The organism is Pseudactinotalea sp. Z1748, assembly GCF_049725185.1.
Lineage (GTDB): Bacteria > Actinomycetota > Actinomycetes > Actinomycetales > Beutenbergiaceae > CALKWS01.
This window is the reverse complement of sequence record NZ_JBMPQB010000003.1, coordinates 504802-526352: the sequence shown is the minus strand read 5'-3', so window position 1 is coordinate 526352 and position 21551 is coordinate 504802. Positions and strand designations below refer to the sequence as shown.

General features: G+C 68.3%; 20 protein-coding genes. 10 read left to right on the top strand and 10 right to left on the bottom strand.

The annotated features are described in order from the left end of the window. Window positions 1–126 precede the first annotated feature (126 nt). A complete protein-coding gene (locus ACO0LU_RS09755) occupies window positions 127–1527 on the top strand; it encodes a serine/threonine-protein kinase (protein WP_424791164.1) in 1401 nt (466 codons plus the stop codon). Here the strand turns inward: ACO0LU_RS09755 and ACO0LU_RS09750 are convergent, their stop codons facing one another. From ACO0LU_RS09750 to ACO0LU_RS09735, 4 genes are all read right to left on the bottom strand, one after another. After that, window positions 1528–2424, bottom strand: coding sequence for a TIGR01777 family oxidoreductase (locus ACO0LU_RS09750; protein WP_424791163.1), 897 nt, complete (start codon window positions 2422–2424; stop codon window positions 1528–1530). Window positions 2425–2488: 64 nt separating this feature from the next. Beyond that, window positions 2489–4381 carry a 2-oxoglutarate dehydrogenase, E2 component, dihydrolipoamide succinyltransferase gene (gene sucB / locus ACO0LU_RS09745; RefSeq protein ID WP_424791162.1) on the bottom strand — a complete coding sequence of 631 codons (1893 nt, stop codon included), beginning with the start codon at window positions 4379–4381 and terminating at the stop codon, window positions 2489–2491. 25 nt (window positions 4382–4406) lie between these two features. Next, a complete protein-coding gene (lpdA, locus tag ACO0LU_RS09740; RefSeq protein WP_424791161.1) occupies window positions 4407–5792 on the bottom strand; it encodes a dihydrolipoyl dehydrogenase in 1386 nt (461 codons plus the stop codon). A gap of 118 nt (window positions 5793–5910) precedes the next feature. Continuing rightward, entirely contained in the window at window positions 5911–7392 is a 1482-nt protein-coding gene (locus ACO0LU_RS09735; protein ID WP_424791160.1) for a leucyl aminopeptidase, read from the bottom strand. Between the two features lie 29 nt (window positions 7393–7421). On the opposite strand from ACO0LU_RS09735, the gene ACO0LU_RS09730 reads away from it, so the two are divergent. From ACO0LU_RS09730 to ACO0LU_RS09720, 3 genes are read left to right on the top strand one after another with little or no spacing between them, the layout of a single operon-like run. Then, window positions 7422–7778 carry a hypothetical protein gene (locus ACO0LU_RS09730; RefSeq protein ID WP_424791159.1) on the top strand — a complete coding sequence of 119 codons (357 nt, stop codon included), beginning with the start codon at window positions 7422–7424 and terminating at the stop codon, window positions 7776–7778. After that, window positions 7775–8209, top strand: coding sequence for a hypothetical protein (locus ACO0LU_RS09725; protein ID WP_424791158.1), 435 nt, complete (start codon window positions 7775–7777; stop codon window positions 8207–8209). The genes ACO0LU_RS09730 and ACO0LU_RS09725 overlap by 4 nt, the downstream gene beginning before the upstream one ends. A 25-nt stretch (window positions 8210–8234) precedes the next feature. Beyond that, complete coding sequence (locus ACO0LU_RS09720) at window positions 8235–9419, top strand: quinone-dependent dihydroorotate dehydrogenase (RefSeq protein ID WP_424791157.1); 1185 nt, start codon at window positions 8235–8237, stop codon at window positions 9417–9419. A 78-nt stretch (window positions 9420–9497) separates the two neighbouring features. Here the strand turns inward: ACO0LU_RS09720 and ACO0LU_RS09715 are convergent, their stop codons facing one another. Further along, window positions 9498–10097 (bottom strand): DUF3043 domain-containing protein, encoded by a 600-nt coding sequence (locus ACO0LU_RS09715; protein ID WP_424791156.1) that lies wholly within the window; start codon window positions 10095–10097, stop codon window positions 9498–9500. Window positions 10098–10204: 107 nt separating this feature from the next. Between ACO0LU_RS09715 and ACO0LU_RS09710 the strand changes: the two genes are divergently transcribed. The 6 genes from ACO0LU_RS09710 to ACO0LU_RS09685 all read left to right on the top strand — a co-directional run bounded on the left by ACO0LU_RS09710 (window position 10205) and on the right by ACO0LU_RS09685 (window position 16189). Continuing rightward, entirely contained in the window at window positions 10205–11371 is a 1167-nt protein-coding gene (locus ACO0LU_RS09710; RefSeq protein WP_424791155.1) for a glycerate kinase, read from the top strand. 184 nt (window positions 11372–11555) lie between these two features. Further along, window positions 11556–11909 carry a HesB/IscA family protein gene (locus tag ACO0LU_RS09705; RefSeq protein ID WP_424791154.1) on the top strand — a complete coding sequence of 118 codons (354 nt, stop codon included), beginning with the start codon at window positions 11556–11558 and terminating at the stop codon, window positions 11907–11909. Continuing rightward, window positions 11882–12883 (top strand): FKBP-type peptidyl-prolyl cis-trans isomerase, encoded by a 1002-nt coding sequence (locus ACO0LU_RS09700; RefSeq protein WP_424791153.1) that lies wholly within the window; start codon window positions 11882–11884, stop codon window positions 12881–12883. The genes ACO0LU_RS09705 and ACO0LU_RS09700 overlap by 28 nt, the downstream gene beginning before the upstream one ends. 314 nt (window positions 12884–13197) lie before the next feature. Continuing rightward, entirely contained in the window at window positions 13198–13959 is a 762-nt protein-coding gene (gene coxB / locus ACO0LU_RS09695; RefSeq protein WP_424791152.1) for a cytochrome c oxidase subunit II, read from the top strand. Next, on the top strand, window positions 13959–15725 hold the full coding sequence (gene ctaD, locus ACO0LU_RS09690; RefSeq protein WP_424791151.1) for a cytochrome c oxidase subunit I: 1767 nt from the start codon (window positions 13959–13961) through the stop codon (window positions 15723–15725). The genes coxB and ctaD overlap by 1 nt, the downstream gene beginning before the upstream one ends. Beyond that, window positions 15722–16189: a cytochrome c oxidase subunit 4 gene (locus ACO0LU_RS09685; protein ID WP_424791150.1), complete on the top strand. Its 468-nt coding sequence runs from the start codon at window positions 15722–15724 to the stop codon at window positions 16187–16189. The genes ctaD and ACO0LU_RS09685 overlap by 4 nt, the downstream gene beginning before the upstream one ends. A 176-nt stretch (window positions 16190–16365) precedes the next feature. On the opposite strand, the gene ACO0LU_RS09680 is transcribed toward ACO0LU_RS09685, so the two are convergent. The 5 genes from ACO0LU_RS09680 to ACO0LU_RS09660 all read right to left on the bottom strand — a co-directional run bounded on the left by ACO0LU_RS09680 (window position 16366) and on the right by ACO0LU_RS09660 (window position 21513). After that, entirely contained in the window at window positions 16366–16986 is a 621-nt protein-coding gene (locus tag ACO0LU_RS09680; protein ID WP_424791149.1) for a superoxide dismutase, read from the bottom strand. A 223-nt stretch (window positions 16987–17209) separates the two neighbouring features. After that, a complete protein-coding gene (locus ACO0LU_RS09675; RefSeq protein ID WP_424791148.1) occupies window positions 17210–18985 on the bottom strand; it encodes a cytochrome b in 1776 nt (591 codons plus the stop codon). Beyond that, a complete protein-coding gene (locus tag ACO0LU_RS09670; protein WP_424791147.1) occupies window positions 18982–20052 on the bottom strand; it encodes a Rieske 2Fe-2S domain-containing protein in 1071 nt (356 codons plus the stop codon). The genes ACO0LU_RS09675 and ACO0LU_RS09670 overlap by 4 nt, the downstream gene beginning before the upstream one ends. Continuing rightward, a complete protein-coding gene (locus tag ACO0LU_RS09665) occupies window positions 20049–20828 on the bottom strand; it encodes a c-type cytochrome (RefSeq protein ID WP_424786071.1) in 780 nt (259 codons plus the stop codon). Before ACO0LU_RS09665 ends, ACO0LU_RS09670 begins: the two co-directional genes overlap by 4 nt. 46 nt (window positions 20829–20874) lie before the next feature. Further along, a complete protein-coding gene (locus ACO0LU_RS09660) occupies window positions 20875–21513 on the bottom strand; it encodes a cytochrome c oxidase subunit 3 (RefSeq protein WP_424786070.1) in 639 nt (212 codons plus the stop codon). Window positions 21514–21551: the final 38 nt, after the last annotated feature.

Below are 21551 nucleotides of genomic sequence, written 5' to 3'. Positions count from 1 at the left end.
CCTAGTGCTCCGCGGAGCCCGGCCGGGCGCGGCGCGAGTGAGGTCCGCTCACTACTTGTGGACAACCGGAACGGGGACGGCACCGATTGTGGTTGCCTGAGCAGCATGCAGGTCCCCGGCTATCGGATGAACGGCCCGATCGGCTTCGGCGCCGACGGCGCCACCTGGCTGGCACGCGATGACGGCGGGGAGGCAGTGGCCGTACGGATGCTGGCGCAGGTACCTCCCGAGCGGCACCGCCGCCGGCTGGACCGGTTGGAACGGCTGGCCGGGGTAGAGCACCCGCATCTGGTCAGATTGCGGGAAGTCATCAGCACCGGGCCTGCGCAGGCAGCCCTGGTCACCGAGGCCGTCCCAGGACCCACACTGGCCACCCTGCGAGTGGGGCGGGGTGGCCTCGGTGTGGACGAAGCCACCGGCATCGGTGCACAACTCGCCTCGGCGCTGGTGGCGCTGCACGAAGCCGGGATCATCCACGGTGATGTCTCCCCGGCCAACGTGGTGCTGAACCCCGGGGAGGGAGCCGTCCTGGTGGATCTGGCCGGGGAACCCTCCCGAGAGATCGGGACCGGGGGGTTCGCCGCCCCGGAACAGGACCGGGGCGAGGTACCGACCGCGGCGGCCGACGTCTATGCCCTGGCCAGGCTGGTGGCCTGGCTGGTGCCCGAGCACCACCAGACCCATGTGCGGGAACGGCTCGCCCCGGCATTGGCCGCCGAGCCGCACCAGCGCTGCACCGCGCAGGAGCTCCTCGCGACCCTGGGCAGCTATCCCGCCACACCCGTCAGCGTCCCGGACCTGCGTTCCCTGGCCGGCGTGAGCGTGCGGGAGCATGCCCAGCGAGACGTGACCCGCCGCAGACACGATCACCGACCGCGCCACCGGGCCGATCCCGATAGCCGCCGGGTGGTGGTCGCCGTGCTGCTCGCCGTCGTGCTGGCCTTGGGCCTGGTCTGGATGCTGCCGCGCACCACAACCCTGCCCGGGGCGGATGCGGAGGAGACGGTCACCCCCATCGGTATGTCCACGACCACACAAGAGGCGGCACGTCCCGGCGAGCGCATCGATCGTGTCGAGGCAGCGGGCGATCCGGTCGCGGCCGTCCGGGCGCTGACGCTGGCACGGGACGAGGCCCTGAACACCGCCGATTCCCGCGCCCTCACCAGGCTGACCATCCCCGGGTCGCCCGCAGCCGCCCAGGACTCGGCCCTGGCCGAGGCGCTGGATGAGGGAGACGTGCAGGTGACGGGGCTGGCGACCGAGGTGGTCCGTGCCGAGGAGATCACCACACCCGCGACCGGGGGTGCCGGGGCGCAGGAAGCCGGGGACGCCTCGAGCCCGTGGTCGGTACCGGCCGACGACGAAGGTGTGGCATCGGCGTCGGTGCGGGCGGTTCTGCACACGCGCGAGCACAGGCTCACCACGCCGGAGGGCACCGCCACCGTCGGCGCCGAACGCACCTGCGTGGTCTTGGATCTGCGAGCCGGGAGCGACGGTTGGCAGGTGGCGCAGGTGGGCCGGTGCTGATCAGCCCAGCAGTTGCTCGGCAGCGAGGTCGATCGTGGGAGCGGTGAACGTGAATCCGTCGGCGACCAGGACGCGGGGTACCATCCGCTGCGATGCTGTGATCTCGCGGGCGAACTCACCCAGCACCAACCGGATCCCGAAGGCTGGTGCCGGGACGAACGCCGGCCGGCCGAGATGGCGGGCCAGCGTCGTCGTGACGTCCTTGTTGCGTTCGGGCGTGGGCGCGGACACGTTCACCGGTCCGGTCACCTCCGAGCGCAGCAGGTGCACCATCGCCCGGACATGGTCGGCGCGGGTGATCCATGCCCACCACTGGCGTCCCGAGCCCAACGGTCCGGCGAGTCCGAGGCGCAGCAGCGGCATCATTCGGGCCAGCGCTCCTGCGGCGGGGTCCAGCACCAGCCCCGTGCGCAGGAACGCGACCGGTACCCCGGCCCGCACCGCCGGGCCCGCCGCTGCCTCCCACGCCTGGCACACGCTCGGCACGAATCCCTCCCCGTTGGGGGAGTCCTCGGTGAGTTCCTGCTCTCCACCGTCGCCGTAGTAGCCCACCGCGGAGGCCTGCAGGAACCGGACCCGTTCCCCACCGCGCGCGCGCTCGGCGAGGGCGTTGGCCAGTAGTGCCGTGCCATGCACCCGGGAGGTGATGATCAGCCGCCGGTAGCGGGCGTTCCAACGACGATCGCCCATGCCCGCCCCGCCCAGGTTCACCACGGCGCTGGCATCCTCCAGGGCAGCCTGCGGCAGGACGCCCGCGTCGGGATCCCACTGCACCTCGTCGGCGCTGCGGGCGGGGCGGCGCACCAGTTGGCGGATCGTGTGGCCCTCTTCGGTCAGGGCGTGGGCCAGTGCCGAGCCGAGGAAGCCGGAGGCCCCGGCCAGGACGGTTACGGTCACAATTCAGCGTCCTTCCCGGTCGGGGCCCTCGGCGGCCGGCTGGGCCGGCATCTGGGTTGGGCGGTCAGAGACCGAGAGCGGCCTCGAACGCGCCCTCCTCCAACCGGTTCTTCACGGCGGTCAGGAAGCGCCCGGCGTCGGCGCCATCGACCAGCCGGTGGTCGTAGGACAGCGACAGGTAGACCATTGACCGCACCGCGATCACCTCGGCACCGTCGATCACGTCCACGACGGGGCGCTTGACGATCGTGCCGATGCCCATGATGCCCACCTGCGGCTGCAGCAGGATCGGGGTGTCGAACAGCGCACCACCGGACCCGGTGTTGGTGATGGTGAAGGTCCCGCCGGACAACTCGTCCGGGGTGATCTTGTTCGCCCGGGTCCGGTCTGCCAGATCCGCGATGCTGCGCGCGATCCCGGCGATGTTAAGGTCACCGGCGTCCTTGACCACCGGCACCACCAGGCCACGCTCGGTGTCCACCGCGATACCCACGTTCTCGGCGCCGTGGTAGACGATCTCCTCACCCTCGATCGAGGCGTTCAGGTTCGGGTAGGTCTTGAGCGCCTCGGTCGCCGCGAGCGTGAAGAACGGCAGGTAGGTGAGTTTGACGCCCTCGCGGCGTTGGAACTCCGCCTTCGCCTTGTCCCGAAGTCGCGACACCCTGGTGACATCCACCTCCACCACGGTGGTGAGCTGGGCTGAGACCTGCAGGGACTCCACCATCCGCTTGGCCACGATCTTGCGCAACCGGGACATCTTCTCCCGCGTGCCGCGCAGCGGCGAGACCTCCCCGGCCGCACTCGGCTCGGCCTTCTTCTGCGCCGGGGCCTCCTTCGGCTCCTCTTCCTTGGCCTGGGCGGCCTTGGCCGCCGCCTCGGCGGCGTCGAGCACGTCCTGCTTGCGGATGCGCCCACCGACGCCGCTGCCGCTCACGTCCGCCAGGTCCACGCCCTTGTCGGCAGCGAGTTTGCGCACGAGCGGGGTCACGTAGGCGACCGGCTCATCGCCCGAGTCCGCCGTGGGAGCCTCCTCCTGCGTGGGCGCCGGCTCGGACTTGGCTGGTTCGGACTTCTCCGGCTCGGGTTCGACGTCCTCCGGGATCTGGGCCTGACCGGTCTCCGGTGTTTGCTCACCCTCGGCCTCCGCGGCGTCGGAACCCCCGGAGGCGTCCACCTCCTGCTCGGGCTGGCTGGGCTTCTCGTCCTGCTCGGGCTCGCTGGGCTGCTCCGCGCTCTCACTGGGCGCCTCGGCCCCGGTGCCGCTGCCGGCGTCACCGGAGCCGACGTAGGCCAGTGCAGCGCCCACCTCGACGGTCTCGTCCTCCTCGGCCACGATCTCCAGCAGGGTGCCGGCCACGGGCGAGGGGATCTCGGTGTCGACCTTGTCTGTGGAGATCTCCAGCAGCGGCTCGTCCACCTCGACCTCATCGCCCACGGACTTCAGCCACTGGGTGACGGTGCCCTCGGTGACGCTTTCGCCCAGTTCGGGCAGGTTGACTGCGGTGCGCTCACCGCCGCCACCGGAGTCCTGCGACTTCGGGGCGGAGTCGGACTCACCACCCTCGTCGTCGGCTTCCGGCTCGGGCTCCGGCTCGGGCTCTTCCTCGACGGCGGGGGCCTCATCCTCCTCGGACCCGGCGTCGGCCGGACTCTCCTCCTCGGAGGCACCCGCGTCGTCGGAGGCGCCCTCCTCGGCGTCGTCGCCGCCGGAGGCACCCTCACCGCTGCCGATGACGGCCAGTTCGGCCCCCACCTCGACGGTTTCGTCCTCCTCGACCAGGATCTTCTCCAGCACTCCGGCCACGGGCGAGGGGATCTCGGTGTCGACCTTGTCGGTGGAGACCTCCAGCAAGGGCTCGTCCACCTCAACTTCATCACCGACGGACTTCAGCCACTGAGTGACAGTGCCTTCGGTAACGCTCTCGCCCAGAGCGGGCATCTGCACGGATTCGGACATGACCTTCTCAGTCTCCTTCGTCGGGTCAGTGATTCGAGTGCAAGGGTTGACCGGCCAGAGCCAGCGCCGCCTCGCCGAGCGATTCGTTCTGTGTGGGGTGAGCGTGAATGAGCGGTGCCACGTCCTCAGGGTATGCCTGCCAGCCCACCATCAACTGCGCTTCACCGATGAGTTCGCCCACACCTTGACCGATCAGATGGGCGCCCACGATCGGTCCATCGTTCACCCGCACCAGTTTGACCAGCCCCTGTACGCCCTGGATCTGGCTGCGTGCGTTGCCGGCGAGGTTGAACTCACCGGTCTGCACCGACTCCTCGCCGTGCTCCTGCCGGGCCTGTGTCTCGGTCAGGCCGACGGCGGCAACCTCGGGGTCGGAATAGGTCACCCGGGGAATGGTGTCATCCGCGACCGGCTCGGGGCGCAAACCCGCGATCTCCTCGGCGACGAAAATGCCGTGGGCGAATGCGCGATGGGCTAGTTGCGCGCCGCGCACCACGTCCCCGACGGCGTAGATCCCTTCGCGGCTGGTGCGCAGCCGCTCATCGGTGGCGACGAAACCGTCCACGAGGTCCACCCCGGCGTCCTCCAGTCCCAGGTGAGCGGTCACCGGTGTCCGGCCCACACTGACCAGCAGCACCTCGGCCGTGACCTCGGTGCCGTCGGCCAAGGTGATGGAGACCTGGTCGCCCCGATCGTCCACGTGCTCTACCCGGGCCTCGGTCCGGACGGTGATCCCGCGCTTCTTGAACGCCCGCCGCAGCCCCTTGCTCAGGTCTTCGTCCTCACCGGGTAGCAGGTGGGGCAAGGCCTCCACCACCGTGACCTCGGTGCCGAGCGAGCGCCACATACTGGCGAACTCGACACCCACCACCCCGCCGCCGATCACGATCGCCGAACTGGGGATCCACTCCAGTTCCAGCGCCTGGTCCGAACTCAGCACCCGTCCGCTCAGGGAGGCCCCGGGCAGGGTGGCTGGCCGGGAACCGGTAGCGAGCACGACGTGGCGGCCCCGCACGGGCGCGTCGTTGACCATCACGGTGTTGGCATCGGTGAGCATGCCCCGACCTGGGATGAACTCGATGCTGCGGGCCGACACGAGCGACTGCAGCCCCTTGTGCATCCGGTCCACCACGGTCCGCTTGCGGTGCTGCATCACGGCCATGTCCAACCCCTGGAGCGACGTGAGCACACCGAAGTCCTCGCCCTGGCGCACCACGTCGGCCACGTGCGCCGACTGGAGCAGCGCCTTGGTGGGGATGCAGCCGCGGTGCAGGCACGTTCCGCCCACCCGGTCGACCTCCACCATGGCTACCGACAGTCCGAGTTGGGCTCCGCGCAGAGCCGCTGCGTAACCGCCGCTACCGGCGCCGAGCACGATGAGGTCGTACGGGACGGACTCCTCGTCGTTCACGGGCTGCTCCTCGATCGCGGTACCGGATGGCGCGGGGTGCCACCATCTTGGCACTGGTTGGGCCTTCGCCCCAATCGAGCCGGGCGGTCCGGTCCGATCGGATGCGCCCCGGGCCGGCTCAGGCGTTCGCGGCGTCCTCGAGCAGGCGCAACATCGTGCGCACACCCACCCCGGTGCCGCCCTTGGGAACGTAGTGGCGGGGAGAGGCTTCGTTGAAGGCCGGTCCGGCGATGTCCAAGTGCGCCCACGGGGTGTCGCCGACGAACTCCTGCAGGAACAGCCCGGCGGTGAGCATCCCACCGAAGCGGTCCCCGATGTTGGCGAGGTCGGCCACCGTCGACTTCAGCGACGGGCGCAACTCACCCGGCAACGGCATCGGCCAGAACTGCTCACCGCTGGTGTTGGCTGCGGCCACCACCTGCTCGCGCGCGTCGTCCGTGCCCATCACGGCGCCGACCTGGTTGCCCAGGGCCACCATCTGAGCACCGGTGAGGGTGGCGATATCCACGATCAGGTCCGCCTTGGCCTCGGTCGCGGCGACCAGCGCATCGGCCAGCACCAACCGGCCCTCGGCGTCGGTGTTGAGCACCTCCACGGTCTTACCGCCGCGGATCTCGATCACGTCCGAGGGCCGCTGGGCGGTGCCGGAGGGCATGTTCTCGGCCAGCGCCAGGTAACCGGTCACGGCGATCGGCAACTTGAGCTCCGCGGCCGCCAGCACGGTGTGCAGCACGGCGGCGGCGCCGGCCATGTCCAACTTCATGGTCTCCATGCCCTTGGCAGGCTTGATCGACAGACCGCCGGAGTCGAACGTGATGCCCTTGCCGACCAGGGCGTAGTGGGTCTTGGCCTTGGCCGGCTTGTAGGTCAGGGTGACCAGCCGGGGCCCGCGGTCCGAGCCCTGGCCCACGCCGAGCAACCCGCCGTAGCCGCCGGCCCGCAAGGCCTTCTCATCCAGCACGTCGATCCCCACCTTGGTGCCCTTGACGAGGCCGCGGGCGGTCTCGGCGAAGGACTCCGGGTACAGGTCCTTCGGGGAGGTGTTGACCAGGTCCCGGGTGGCGTTGACTCCCTGGGCGAGGATCCGTGCCCGCTCCACCGCGTCCTTGACCGCCTTCTGCTTGGCGGCTCCGCAGATCACCACGATCTGGGCAGGGGTCGGCACGTCCTTCTTGTACCGCGTGAAGCGGTAGGCCCCGAGCAGGGCCCCCTCGGTGACGGCGCCGGTGGACTCGGCGTCGTCCAGCCCGAAGAGGAGGGCGATGGTCTTGGCACCCTCCAGTTCGCGCACCGCGGAACCGGCGGCGCGGCGGATCTGCTCGGCATCGGGCTGCCCATCCACCTCGCCCAGTCCGGTGAACGCCACGGTGGTTGCCGCCAGCTGCTCCGGGGCGGGCACACGGGTCACCTTGCCCGGCTCCGCGGAGATGTCCAGCAGTTCGATGGTGCCGGCGAGCGCGGTGCGCACCTGGTCATCCAGGGCGGGGTTGGCCAGCAGGGAGGCGGATCCGCCATCCTCGTGCACCGGGATCACCAGGGCGTCGGCAGGCAGGCGGGCAGGGCTCTTGGAGGTCAGCGTCAGTTCAGTCACGTACGTCATGGTACCGACCAGCGACTACTGTGCTGCCTGTGCTGGTCCTGACATGGTGCATCATCGGCGCTTCCCTGGTTCTTGCCGGGTGGGCGGGTATTCGCGGCCTGCGCGACCGTCCGGTGATCTTCATCCAACTGATCGGCAGTGCGTTGGTGGTCCTGGCGATCATCGCGCAGATGGTGGTGACCGGCATCGCTCTGGGTTCGGGGGAGCACACGGTCGACACCGTGCTGCTGTGGGGCTACCTGATCACGGCGCTGGTGTTGCTGCCGGCCGCCGGGTGGTGGGCCGTGCTGGACCGATCCCGCTGGTCCTCGGTGGTGCTGGTGGTGGCGGCCTTCACGATCGCGGTGTTGCAACTGCGGATCTGGCAGATCTGGGTGATCGGGTGAACACGGCACTGACCCCGGCTGAGGACACCCGCCGACCCGCCTACGGCGCCGGGCGCGCCTTGATCGTCGTCTACGCCGTTTTCGCGATCTCGGCCACCGCCCGGTCGGGAGTGCAGTTGATCAGGGACGCCGGTGAGGCACCGCTGGCCTACGGCCTGTCCGCCTTTGCCGCGGTGGTCTACCTGGTCGCGACCATCGCACTGGCGCACAACGGCCGGCGGTGGCGGCGGGTCGGCTGGCTAGCGGTGCTGATCGAACTGGTGGGAGTGGTGGTGGTGGGGTTGCTGACCCTGACCGATCCCGGACTGTTCCCACGGGAAACCGTGTGGTCCGGATTCGGGGCGGGTTACGGCTATTTCCCCGCAGTGCTGCCCTTCCTCGGCCTGAGCTGGCTGTGGTGGTCACGACCGGGCCGGGTCGCGGCGCAGTGACCGCCCAGGTGCGAGGGTGGACCCGATGACGACGCGCCCACCGGATCCGCAGTCCGGCCGAGCTCTCGAGCCCCAGGAATGGACCTTGCCGCGCCCGGGCCCGCCCGGCCCGGCCGCGGCCGCCTACCGGGCGGTCTTCACCCGCGTGCTGACCAGGAGCGACCCGGAACGGGCCCACCACCTGGCAGCCACCGCCATCGGGCTCGCCGGCCGGCTGGGGCCTGCGCGGACGGCAGTGTCGCTGCTCAGCGGCGCTTCGGCGAATCGGCGGGCACTGCGCACCGCGGCCGCCGATGGCGTCCGGCGCCGGGCGCCCACGGCGGGCGGCTCCGTACCGCAGCCCGCGCCGACGCTGTTCGGCAGGGCCACCGGTGGCCCGCTGGGTCTGGCCGCAGGTTTCGACAAGAACGCCACCATGGTCGCCGGACTGGCGGCCCTCGGGTTCGGGTTCGTCGAGATCGGCACCGTCACCGCACGCCCCCAGCCCGGCAATGAACGTCCGCGCTTGTGGCGCGTTCCCGAGCGGGCCGCCCTGGTGAACCGGATGGGGTTCAACAATGACGGCGCCGCCGTGGTGGCCGAGCGCCTACAGCGGTTGCGTCGCACCGCGGCCGGGCGGCGCGTGGTGCTGGGTGTCAATATCGGCAAATCCAAACTGGCCCCGGCCGCCGAGGCGGTTGCCGACTACGCCTACAGCGCGCGCCTGCTCGCCCGCTACGCCGACTACCTCGTGGTGAACGTCTCGTCGCCGAACACCCCGGGCCTGCGGGACCTGCAGCAGATCAGTTCGTTGCGCCCGATCCTGACGGCGGTGCAACAGGCCGCCGATGCCGGTGCGGCCCGCCCGGTACCGGTACTGGTCAAGATCGCCCCGGATCTGGCCGATGACGACGTCGATGCGGTGGCGGACCTGGCCGCCGAACTGGGCCTGGATGGTGTGGTGGCGGTGAACACCACGATCGATCACGACCACGGCCCCGGTGGCATGTCCGGACTACCGGTACGTGCCCGCGGCCTGGAGGTGGTCGCCAGGTTGCGGCGACGATGCGCCCCCGGGCAGGTCATCATCGGCGTCGGCGGAATCAGTTCACCGGCCGACGCGCGCGCCTATCTCGCGGCCGGCGCCGACGTGGTCCAGGCCTACACCGCCTTCATCTACGCAGGCCCTACCTGGGCGGCGTGGATGAACCGGTCGCTGCTGCGGTGCTGAGCCACGCCGTACCGCCGGGCCACGTCGGTACCGAACCGGTGCGGCCGGGAAGCCGTGTCCCCATCGGCAGCGGTCGGTTCAGACCGGGAACTCGCCGCGTTTGACCACCGGGCGGGGCAGGCGCATGCGTCGCAGGTAGAAGGCGCGGAACACCACGTACATCAGCGGGCCTCGGCCGAGACTGTCCGCGCCGAACTTCGCGCGGGCCTTGTTCCGCACCCGCACCGCCAGAACCACCGCATCGATGATCGCCAGCAGCACGAAGACGTAGGCCACCAGGATCGCAGTGATGATGACCTCGATGAAGGCGGGGAACAGGTTGCCGGCGAGCAGTACCAGGATGATCAGGATCGCCGCCGGCAGGAACAACTCACCCGGGGACCAGCGGGCATCGACGTAATCCCGCATGAACCGGCGTGCCGGTCCGCGGTGCTGCGGGGGCATTTTGTCCTCGTCGCCGGAGAGCATCGCCTCCTGCTGTTCCCGGCGGGCCCTGGCGAACTTCTCCCGCTGGCTGCGCCGCGCAGCGCCGCGATCGTTGGGGACCAGGGGTCGCCGGTTGGCGGCCTCGACGTCTTTGCGCTTGGGCGTGGGCCGACCCTTGCGGCCGTCCACCGACGTCGGCGGATCCGGTTCGCTGGGCTGAGGCTGCGGGGGATTCTTCTGGCGTCCGAACACCCCACCAGGGTAGCCGCATCGCCGCCGGTGCCCGCCGCACAGCCGGCATCCGTGGCAGGACGGCCCCGGCGTGACGCAGAACGCCGGCGGTGGGGGACAATGGCCGGGTGCGTGTGCTGATCGCCCCGGACCATTTCGGTGGCACCCTGACCGCTGCCCAGGCCGGGCAGGTCCTGGCCCGTCCCTGGGACGGGGGCGGGCACCAGGTTCTCACGGCCGCGATGAGCGATGGCAGCACCGGCCTGATCGACGCCGTACAGTCGGCCCGTGGCGGAACACTCACCCCGATCGAGGTGCCTGGTTCGCTCGGCAGGCCGGTTCCTGCCGCGGTACTGCAGGTGGGTGGCGACGGCGGCGGTACCGCCTACATCGACGGTGCCGCTCTCCTGGGATTCAACGGTGACCGGAGCAGCGTCGGGGACGCCCGCACCCGGGCGACCGAGGGTTCCAGCGACGGGCTCGCCGACCTCCTGCAGGCAGCCGTGGCCGGGGGCGCCACCCGGGTGGTGATAGGACTGGGCCCCAGCCCCACCCATGACGGTGGTGCCGGCCTGTTGCGCAGGTTGACCGAACTGACCGGCCTCGGAACCGGCACCGACGCGCCGGCCTGGTCTGCACTCGCCGGGTTGCGCGAGCACCTGGCCGGCGTGGATCTGGTCGTGGCTGCGGCGACGGACACGCCGTTGGTGGGGCTGCACGGGGCAGGTGCAGGACTGCAACGGTTCGGCATCAATGCCCTCGAGGCGCAGCAGATCGAATCGGCCACGTCCGTCTTCGCTCATGACGCCGCCGGCCACGCCCGGGCTCTGACCCCACTGCGGCCGGTCCTGGCGGGACATGAGCGGGTGCTGGAACCGAGCAGTTCGCACACCGGCGCCGGGGGAGGCGCGGCCTTTGCACTCGGACTGCTCGGCGCACGGGTGCTGCCCGGTGCCGGCGTCGTCGGCGAGGAGGTCGGATTGCGCGATCTGATGGCAGGGGCGGACCTGGTCCTGACCGGGACTGCCTCGCTGGACGCCGACGCGATGCATGAGGGAGTGGTGGCCACGGTTGGGTCATTGGCGGCCGAACGTGGGCTGCCGGTGGTAGCAGTGGCACACGAGGTCTACGTCAACCGCCGGGAGATGGCCACCGTCGGCATCAGCGCCGCCTATCCGCTGATCGACCAGCCACTGGTACCCGGAAACCGGCCCGCGGCTGCCCACCGGGCCGATCCGGTGCAGGCCCTGGGCGCTCGTTCAGCCCGGGTGATGCGCAACTGGGCGACCGCCTGAGGTCGCCCGCCTCGAGGGCGGCTCACCGCCGTCGGATGCGTCCGGGCCGCAGCGGACACGTGCCGAACCACCCTGAGCAAACGGATCGCGCAGAACCCGGGATCGGAATCTGGGCGAGTGCGGGTTAGAGTTGAGGGAGAGGTCGCGAGGCGACCGAGCGCAACCCCGAGCCGGAGAGACGACGATGAGCCAGACCACCGAGAACGATGTCACCCACGAGGTGCTGCTGACCGACGTTGCAGCGGCCAAGGTCAAGGCCCTGCTGGAGCAGGAGGGTCGTGACGACCTCCGCCTGCGGGTGGCCGTGCAGCCCGGTGGTTGTTCCGGGCTGATCTACCAACTCTACTTCGACGAGCGCTTCCTCGACGGAGACGCCGTGCGCGGCTTCGACGGCGTCGAAGTGATCGTGGACAAGATGAGCGTGCCGTACGTGAGCGGGGCGACCATCGACTTCGCCGACACGATCGAGAAGCAGGGGTTCACTATCGACAACCCCAACGCCGGCGGATCATGCGCCTGTGGGGATTCCTTCCACTGAGCGCGCAGTGGCGGCGGGGCCTGCGTGGCGCCGCGGCGATCGGTGCCGCGCTGGTGCTTCTGGCCGGCTGCGCGGGCGACCCTGATCCGGGACCGCAGGAGAGTTCCGACGACGATGCCGGGACGACTCAGACCGACGACGACGCCGGTGCGCCCGGCGATGAATTGCCGCAGGTGTCGGCCGAGTTCGGCTCCTCCGCAGAGATGACGTTCCCCGATTCGGGCGCTCCGGCGGGCCTGCAGGTGGAGGTGCTCGAGGAGGGCGACGGTGAGGTGGTCGCGGAGGAGGCGCCGGTGCTCGCCGACTACGCCGGGCACGTGTGGGGACAGGCCGAGCCATTCGACTCCTCCTTCGAACGGGGTGCCCCGGCCATGTTCGCCCTCACCTCGGTGGTGCAGGGCTGGTCCCGGGGCATCCCCGGCCACCCCGTTGGTTCGCGGTTGCTGATCTCGATACCTCCGGAACTCGGCTACGGGGCCTCCGGCAACCCCGGTGCCGGGATCGGCGGTGAGGACACCATCGTGTTCGTGGTGGACGTCATCGACACCGCCGGGCCTGATGCTGCCGGTGCCGCCGATGCCACGCCGGTTGCCGAGCCTGAGGACCTGCCGGTGACCATCGACGGCGAGCTCGGCTCGCCGGCCCTGCTGACCGTGCGGGAGGACGCACCGGAGCCGCCAGAGGCGACGGTGCAAGTCATCGCCGAGGGTGATGGTGACGTACTGGCGCCGGGGCACACCGTGGCACTCGCCTACTCGGTGGTGTCCTGGACGAACGAGGATCGGGACAGCACCTGGCCCGAGCACGAAGGTTCCCAGCACGTTCCGTGGGTCGCCCGCATCGGTCAGGGACAGTGGGCCGACCTGCTCGTGGACGTCCCGGAAGGTTCCCGGGTGCTGATCACGATGCCGCAGGGCGAGGGGGCCCCGAGTGTGGCGATCCTCACCGACATCATTCTGACCCACGGAGCCTGAACCGGCCCCGGTCGGAGCCGATGACACGACGTACCACCGGGGCTGTGTCAGAACCTGACAGCATGTCACCTCGGATGTGTTCTCGCAGGTGGGGATGGGGCGAGTTGGCGTGCTCGCATCCCGGCGGAGGGGATAGGCTTGGGGACAGTTCATCCATGAGATCGGAAGGCGTCCGCATCGTGTCCGTCCCTCCTGTACGGAGATCACCATCACGCAGAGCCAGGCCGGTGGTACTCGGCTTGATCGGCCTGCTCGTTCTGGCCGGCTGCTCGACCGAACAGGTCCAGCGTGGCTGGCTGCCCGGCCCTGAAGGTATGACCGAACACACCGACACCTTGGTGCAGTTCTGGGTGGACACCTGGATCGCGGCCCTCCTGGTGGGTGTGCTTGTCTGGGGGCTGCTGATCTGGTGCGTCATCGTGTACCGCAAGCGCAAGCACGACAACACCCTGCCGGTGCAGTTGCGCTACCACCTGCCGCTGGAGTTGCTCTACACCTTCGTCCCGCTGGTGATGGTGGGCGTGCTGTTCTACTACACGGCCGCTATCCAGGACGAGCAGACCGACGTGACCGGTGAGTACGACCTGCAGATCGAAGCGATCGGAAGGCAATGGGCGTTCGACTTCAACTACGTCGACGAGGACGTCTGGGACACCGGGGACCCGTGGGACAACGACTTCACCCCGGATGAGGTGGTGACGAGCGCTCCGGATGAGGTGCCGACGCTGGTGCTTCCGGTGGACCAGACCGTGGAGTTCGTGGTGCTCTCGCGAGACGTCGCGCACTCCTTCTGGGTGCCGGCTTTCCTGTACAAACTCGACATGATCCCGGGCGAGCGCAACGTCTTCCACATCACCCCCGGCGTGGAGGGCACCTATATCGGCAAGTGCGCCGAGTTGTGCGGTGAGTTCCACGCGAACATGCTCTTCAACGTCGAGGTCGTCTCCGAAGCGGAGTTCGAGGAGCACATCGCCGCGCTGCGCGAGGCCGGGCAGACCGGCCAATTGGATTCCAGCCTGGACCGGATCTCGATTCCGTCCGGTCAGCGGACCCCTGGCCAGGGAGAGGATGACTGATGGCTATCGACGAACGTGACACCAGCACCGGGTATGCCGTCGAGGTGGTGCCGGGACTCGCCCCGGACCGTCAGAGCCTGGGCACCTCGGTGGTCAAGTGGATCACCACCACCGACCACAAGGTCATCGGCAATCTGTACATGGTGACCTCCTTCATCTTTTTCGCCTTCGGGGGCCTGCTGGCCCTGGTGATCCGGGCCGAACTGTTCGCGCCGGGCATCCAGGTGGTGACCAGCGCCGAACAGTTCAACCAGTACTTCACCATGCACGGCACGATCATGCTGTTGCTGTTCGCGACACCCCTGTTCGCGGGCTTCGCCAACGCCATCATGCCGTTGCAGATCGGCGCCCCGGACGTGGCGTTCCCGCGGCTGAACATGTTCTCCTACTGGTTGTTCACCTTCGGCGGACTGATCGCCGTGTCCGGGTTCCTCACCCCACGTGGTGCAGCCAGTTTCGGGTGGTTCGCCTACACGCCGCTGTCGCTGGAGACCTACTCGCCCGGACTCGGGTCGGACCTGTGGGTCACCGGGCTGATCATGACCGGATTCGGCACGATCTTCGGTGCAGTCAACTTCATCGCCACCATCCTGTGCATGCGGGCGCCGGGTATGACGATGTTCCGGATGCCGATCTTCACCTGGAACGTGCTGCTCACCTCGATCCTGGTGCTGATGGCCTTCCCGCTGCTCGCGGCTGCGCTGTTCGGGCTGGCATCGGACCGGATCCTCGGGTCACAGGTCTTCGCCGCCGAGAACGGCGGTGCACTGCTGTGGCAGCACATGTTCTGGTTCTTCGGCCACCCGGAGGTCTACATCATCGCGCTGCCCTTCTTCGGCATCGTCTCCGAGGTGCTGCCGGTGTTTTCCCGGAAGCCGATCTTCGGCTACAAGGGCCTGGTCTTCGCCACCTTCGCGATCGCGGGACTGTCGGTGACGGTGTGGGCGCACCACATGTACTCCACCGGGCAGGTGCTCCTCCCGTTCTTCGCGGTGATGACGATGCTCATCGCGGTTCCGACAGGAGTGAAGTTCTTCAACTGGATCGGCACGCTGTGGCGCGGGAAACTGACGTTCGAGACGCCGATGCTCTGGTCGCTGGGCTTCCTGGCCACCTTCCTGTTCGGTGGGCTCACCGGCGTGATCCTGGCCAGCCCGCCGCTGGACTTCTTCCTCACCGACACCTACTTCGTGGTGGCGCACTTCCATTACGTGGTGTTCGGCACCGTGGTGTTCGCGATGTTCTCGGGCTTCTACTTCTGGTGGCCCAAGTTCACCGGGAAGATGCTGGACGAACGCCTCGGCAAGATCCACTTCTGGCTGCTCTTCTTCGGATTCCACGGCACCTTCCTCATCCAGCACTGGCTCGGTGTGATGGGTATGCAGCGGCGAATCCCGGACTACCTGCCTGAAGCCGACTTCGTCTGGATGAACCAGTTGTCGACGATCTCGGCCGTGGTGCTGGCGCTGTCGACGCTGCCGTTCCTCTACAACGTCTACAAGACTTGGCGCAAGCACCCGAAGGTCACCCTCGATGACCCGTGGGGCCACGGCGCCTCGCTCGAATGGGCCACCTCGAGCCCGCCGCCACGGCACAACTTCGTGACGCTGCCGCGAATCCGCTCCGAGCGTCCTGCGTTCGACCTGCACCACCCGGAGGTTGCCGCGATGGACCACATCGAACCGGATCCGAATGTGCTGGAGAAGATCTACGGTGACGCCGAGAGTTCGGCGGAGACCTCAGTCAGAGGAGGGGACGCCCGATGACCGACACCCACACCGGGGACGCGAGCGGCTCCACCGTGAACCAGCCCAACACCCGCCGTCCGATGGGCGTGGAGATGTGGTCGTTCATTGCGCTGGCGGTGTTCTTCCTTCCCGTGTCCCTCATCTACGGCCTCTGGTCGGACTGGGAGCCCGTCGGCACCACCGGCCTGGCCCTGCTGATGGGCATGTGGGCGATGGTGGGGTTCTTCCTGATGCTGCAGAGCCGCAAGATCGATGCGCGCCCCGAGGATAATCCCAGCGCCACGATCGAGGACAACCCGGCCGGCGACTACGGCCACTTCGCGCCGTACAGTTGGTGGCCGTTCGTGCTCGGTATCGCCGTCTCGCTGGTCTTCCTCGGCCTGGCGGCCGGCTGGTGGGTCTTCGGCCTCGGGGTTGCCGTCGCCGTCGTGGGTCTCATCGGCCACGTATTCGAGTTCAGCCGCGGCCCGCACGCGCACTGATTACCAGCAGGCGGTAGGTCGGCGCCCCGCTGCCGGTGCGTGGCGCCACCCGGCACCATACGACGGCCATCGGCATCTACGACGAGGCCGCAGACCCTGCCCTCCGGGGGCAGGGTCTGCGGCCTTCTCGTGTGCGGGCTCGGGTCCGGCTCGCACGTGCTGCCGGCGGTCCGGGGTCAGCCGGTCAGGCTGGCGCTGTTGGCCTTGGCGCGTTCGAGGCGAGCGGCCACATCCTGCCAGTTCACGATGTTCCAGAACGCCTTGACGTAATCCGCCTTGACGTTGAGGTAGTCCAGGTAGAAGGCGTGCTCCCACATGTCGAGTTGGAGCAGGGGAGTGATCCCCACGGGGATGTTGCCCTGTTGGTCGAAGAGCTGGAAGATCAGGGCGCGCCGGCCCAGGGCGTCCCAGCCCAGGATGGACCAGCCCGAGCCCTGGATGCCGGTGGCGTTGGCCGTGAAGTGGTCCTTGAACCCGGAGAAGGAGCCGAACTGATCCTTGATGAACTCGGCCAGTTCGCCCTCGGGCTCGCCACCGCCGTCGGGGGAGAGGTTGTTCCAGAACACGGTGTGGTTGATGTGGCCCCCGAGGTTGAATGCCAGGTTCTTCTCCAGCATGTTCACCGTGGCTAGGTCACCGGACTCACGCGCCTCGGCCATCTTCTCCAGCGCGGTGTTGGCGCCGGATACGTAGGTTGCATGGTGCTTGCTGTGGTGCAACTCCATGATCTTGCCGGAGATGTGCGGTTCGAGCGCTGCGTAGTCGTAGGGAAGGTCAGGGAGCGTGTACTGCGCCATGAATTACCTCCTGGTGGTGGTCGGTGCGGCCCTTCCGCACCGATTGGTGGCGACTGCGGATCACCCGCCGAGTGCGGGTTCCGCGGCCCTTCCTCCACCGTATCGCCTGAGCCTGCCGTGTGCTCGGGCAGGAACAGGGTCCACGATGGGACTTCGAAGCCGCGGCCCGGTGCGCGGGTAGCGCGCGCCGGGCCGCGGCTCGCGAAGGGTGCTGGGGAGGCCTTCAGCCGTGCGTGCTGGACCCGGGAGGACCGGAACTGGTGATGCCACTGCCGACGCTTTCTTCGTCCCGCTCGTGTCCGGCGCGCTCGGCTGCCTCGATGCCTTGCTCGGTGGCGATCTCGTGGGCGTCCACAGCCGCGTGGTGGTCGTGGTGGCGGTTTGCCGCAGCGAGTTCGGCCGGCGTGACCGGCTCCACCCGGTCCTCGTAGAAGAACCGGGATATCCGCTGGCGCAACCGGTCCTTGTTGTAGCCCGGGCGGCGTACTCCGGCGGAGTCCTCCGGTGGGTCGATCTCCAACGGCCGGCCCGGCTCGTGACCCACCAGAATCCAGCGCTCGTGCTCGTCGAGTGGCTTGTGCACCTCGATGTACTCACCGGAGGCGAACCGGACGATCTGCCCGGTCTCGTGACCGTGCAGCACCAGGTTGCGGTCGTTGCGCTGCAGCGCGAGGCAGATGCGTTTGGTGATGATGAAGGCGAGCACCGGGGCGACGAAGAATGCCACTCGGAGCACATGGGTGATCGTGTTCAGACTGAGGTCGAAGTGTGTCGCGATCAGGTCGTTGGCGCCGGCGAAGTTCAACACCATGAAGGCGGTGATGAAGGCGACCCCGAGACCGGTTCGCACCGGGACGTTGCGGGGCCGGTCCAGCACGTGGTGTTCGCTGTCGTCCTTGGTGACGGACCGTTCGATGAACGGGTACAGCGCGAAGAACGTGAACAGCAGACCGGGAATGATGGCCCCCGGTATCAGGATGTTCAGCGGGATGAGGTATCCGAAGACAGAGATCTCCCAGACCCCCGGCATCAGGCGCAACGCGCCTTCGAGGAAGAGCATGTACCAGTCGGGTTGAGCGCCCGCATTGACCAGAGAAGGGTCATACGGGCCGTAGTTCCAGACGGCGTTGATGCCCATCGTGGCGCCCATGAGCGCCAGGAACCCGAAGACGATGAAGAAGAAACCACCCGCCTTGGCCATGTAGACCGGGAAGAGCGGGTAGCCGACCACGTTCTTGTTGGTACGGCCCGGACCGGGGTACTGGGTGTGCTTGTGCCAGAACACCAGGAACAGGTGCACCGAGACGAGCGCCAGGATGAGCGCCGGGATCAGGAGCACGTGGAAGGTGAACATGCGCGGGATGATGTCCACACCCGGGAACTCCCCGCCGAAGATCATCATGGAGAGGTAGGCACCCAGAACGGGAATACTGCGCGCCACACCCTCGAGGATGCGCAGCCCGTTGCCGGAGAGTACGTCGTCGGGCAGGGAGTATCCGGTGAGGCCGGCTAGCAGCCCGACGATCAGCAGCGTGAACCCGATCAGGTAGTTCAGTTCACGCGGCTTCCGGAACGCGCCGGTGAAGAACACCCGCAGCATGTGCACCACGATCGCCGCCATGAACAGCAGCGCCGCCCAGTGGTGGATCTGGCGCATCAACAGGCCGCCGCGGACGTGGAAGGACATGTATGTCGTGGAGGCCATTGCCTCTGACATGTACACGCCCTGCATGGTCTCCGGGAGCGCATCCTCGGGGTAGTACACGTGCGCCATGGAGGGCACGAAGTGCATGGTGAGGAACACGCCGGAGATGATCAGCACGATGAAGCTGTACAGCGCGATCTCGCCGAGCAGGAAGGACCAGTGATCGGGGAAGATCTTGCGCAGCAGGCCCTTACCGATCTTCGCCGCGCCGACCCGGCTGTCCAGCAGGTCTCCCGCGGCAGCGGCGCGGGAGGGCTTCTTCGGTACACCGGTGGGGGCGGTGGTGGTGCTCATACTCGGTCACGCTCCCAGAAACTCGGGCCGATCGGCTCGGGGAAATCATCGGCCGCGTACAGATACCCCTCGTCGTCGACGGCGATCGGCAACTGCGGCAGCGGCCGGGTCGCCGGTCCGAACACGACCTTGGCCTGGTCGGTGATGTCGAACGTTGACTGGTGGCACGGGCACAGCACGTGGTGGGTCTGGCGCTCGTACAACGCCACCGGGCAACCCACGTGCGTGCAGATCTTGGAGTAGGCCACGATGCCCTCGTAGGACCAGTCCTGACGATCCTCGGGTTCGGTGAGTTCGCGCGGGTCCACGCGCACCAGGATCGCCACGGCCTTGGCCTTCTCGTCCAAGTAGTGCTCGTAGTTCTCGGTGAGTTCGTACGGCATCACGTGCACGATCGAGCCCTCGGTGATATCTGCGGCGCGGATTCGGCCGCCACCGGGGTCGTGGGCGAGGTAGACGAACTCGGTCCCGCCGGCGTCGTTCGTGCGGGGAGCCCACGCGGTCCGGCGGAACCGGTCGATGTTCCAGTCACCCCCCAGACCACCGATGAAGGGGACCAGGAAGGTCAGCGGGGCCAACAGCACCGCCCCGGCCAGGGTGCCCTTCAACAGGGGCCGGCGGGCGATGTTGGACTCCCGGGCACCGTCGCGCAGCATGCCGGCGATGGTCGCGCGGGTCTCCTCGTCGCTTCGCTGCTCCTCGCGGGGCTCGCTCTGCTCCACGTCCGACATCAGCGACTTGGCCCAGTGGATCGCACCGACGCCGATGCCGAGCATGCCGACACCCAGACCGAGGCCCAGGCTCAGGTTCGAGAGGCGGATACCGCCCAGGGACACGCCCTCATCCACGGGGAAGGCGTAGAACCCGACGACGCCGCCGATGGTGGCCAGGATCGAGATCCCGAAGATCAGGACCACCTGCCACTCGGACCGCTTCGCCGCGACCGGGTCCTCATCGCCCAGGCGTGGGCGGTGCGGCTCGATCCCAGGGTTCTCGAACCTCTCCGGCACGGACTCGCGATCAGCCGGCACGACCTCGGCGCGCGACTGCTGTTGCTCGATGCTCATGAGGACCGTGCTCCGATCCAGATCGCGAAGCCGATGAGGCCGCCGATCCCGACGACGAAGACCCAGACACCCTCGGGCACCGTGCCGAGCGATCCCAGGGTCAGGCCCCCGGGGTTGGGCTCACGCTGGGCGTACAGGTAGGCGATGATGTCGCGCTTCTCCTCCGGCGTCAGGGTGGCGTCGTTGAAGACCGGCATCGACTGGGGACCGGTCAGCATCGCCTCGTAGATCTCCACCCCGGTGGACTCCCATAGCGCCGGGGCGTACTTGCCCTCGGTGAGGGCTCCGCCGGCGCCGACGGCGTTGTGACACATGGCGCAGTTGGTGCGGAACAGCAGCATGCCGTTGGGGGCGTCGCCGAGTTCGGGGTCGACCTGGCTGGGGCTGGGGATCGCCGGGCCCGGACCCATGGCGGCGATGTAGGCCGCCACGTCGAATGCCTGCTGCTCGGTCAGCTGCGGGGGCTTGGCCTCCGCCTGCGGGGTATTGGCCGCCATCGGCATCCGGCCGGTGACGATCTGGAAGTGCACCGATGCCGCACCTACACCGATCAGCGAGGGGACTTCGTCACTTCCCTCGGCGTCCATGCCGTGGCAGGTGGCGCAGTTGGTGATGAAGATCCGTTCCCCGTTCGCTGCGTCGGCGTTGATCTCCTCCTCTGCTTCGGCTGCCTGTGGAGCGAAGACGGTGAACAGACCGCCCATGACCACGAGCGCAAGCATCATGAGGACAACGGGAGCCGCCCGGTGCCTTCTCTTCGCCGCGAGTGCCTTCACGATGTGTGATTCCTTCGACGTATTTCTAGTGCCAGATGAGGTGTTGCTACCTGATGAAGTAAATGGTGATGAACAGGGCGATCCAGACGACGTCGACGAAGTGCCAGTAGTACGACACCGCGTGCATGGCCGTCTCCTCGGCCTGGGTGAAGCGCTTGACGGCGTAGGAGCGACCCAGCACGAACAAGAAGGCCACCAGCCCGCCGAGCACGTGCAGTCCGTGGAAGCCGGTGGCGATGAAGAAGACCGAACCGAAACTGGAGTTGGCCATGGTCAGCCCGTGGTCGACGAGCGTGGCGTACTCCAGGATCTGCCCGGCGATGAACGCGGCGCCCAGGACGTAGGTGATGATCAACCACTCGTTCATGCCCCACTTGGTGAGCTGCCAGATCTTCCCGGTCCGCGTGCGGCGATGTTCCGCGGCAGCCCAGACGCCGAACTGGCAGGTGAACGAGGACGACACCAGGATGATCGTGATCGTCAGTGCGTAGGGGACGTCCAGGAAGCCGGTGCCCTCGGCCCACATCTCGGGGCCCGCGACGGACCTGTGCGTGAAGTACATCGCGAACAGGCCGGCGAAGAACATCAACTCGCTGGCAAGCCAGACGATGACACCGATGACGACGACATTGGGACGCTTCACGCTCACATGCGTGGTGGAGGAAGCGGTAGTTGCAGACGACACCCTGTCATTATGGCCGAGCCGGGAGCTGCGTGGCGACA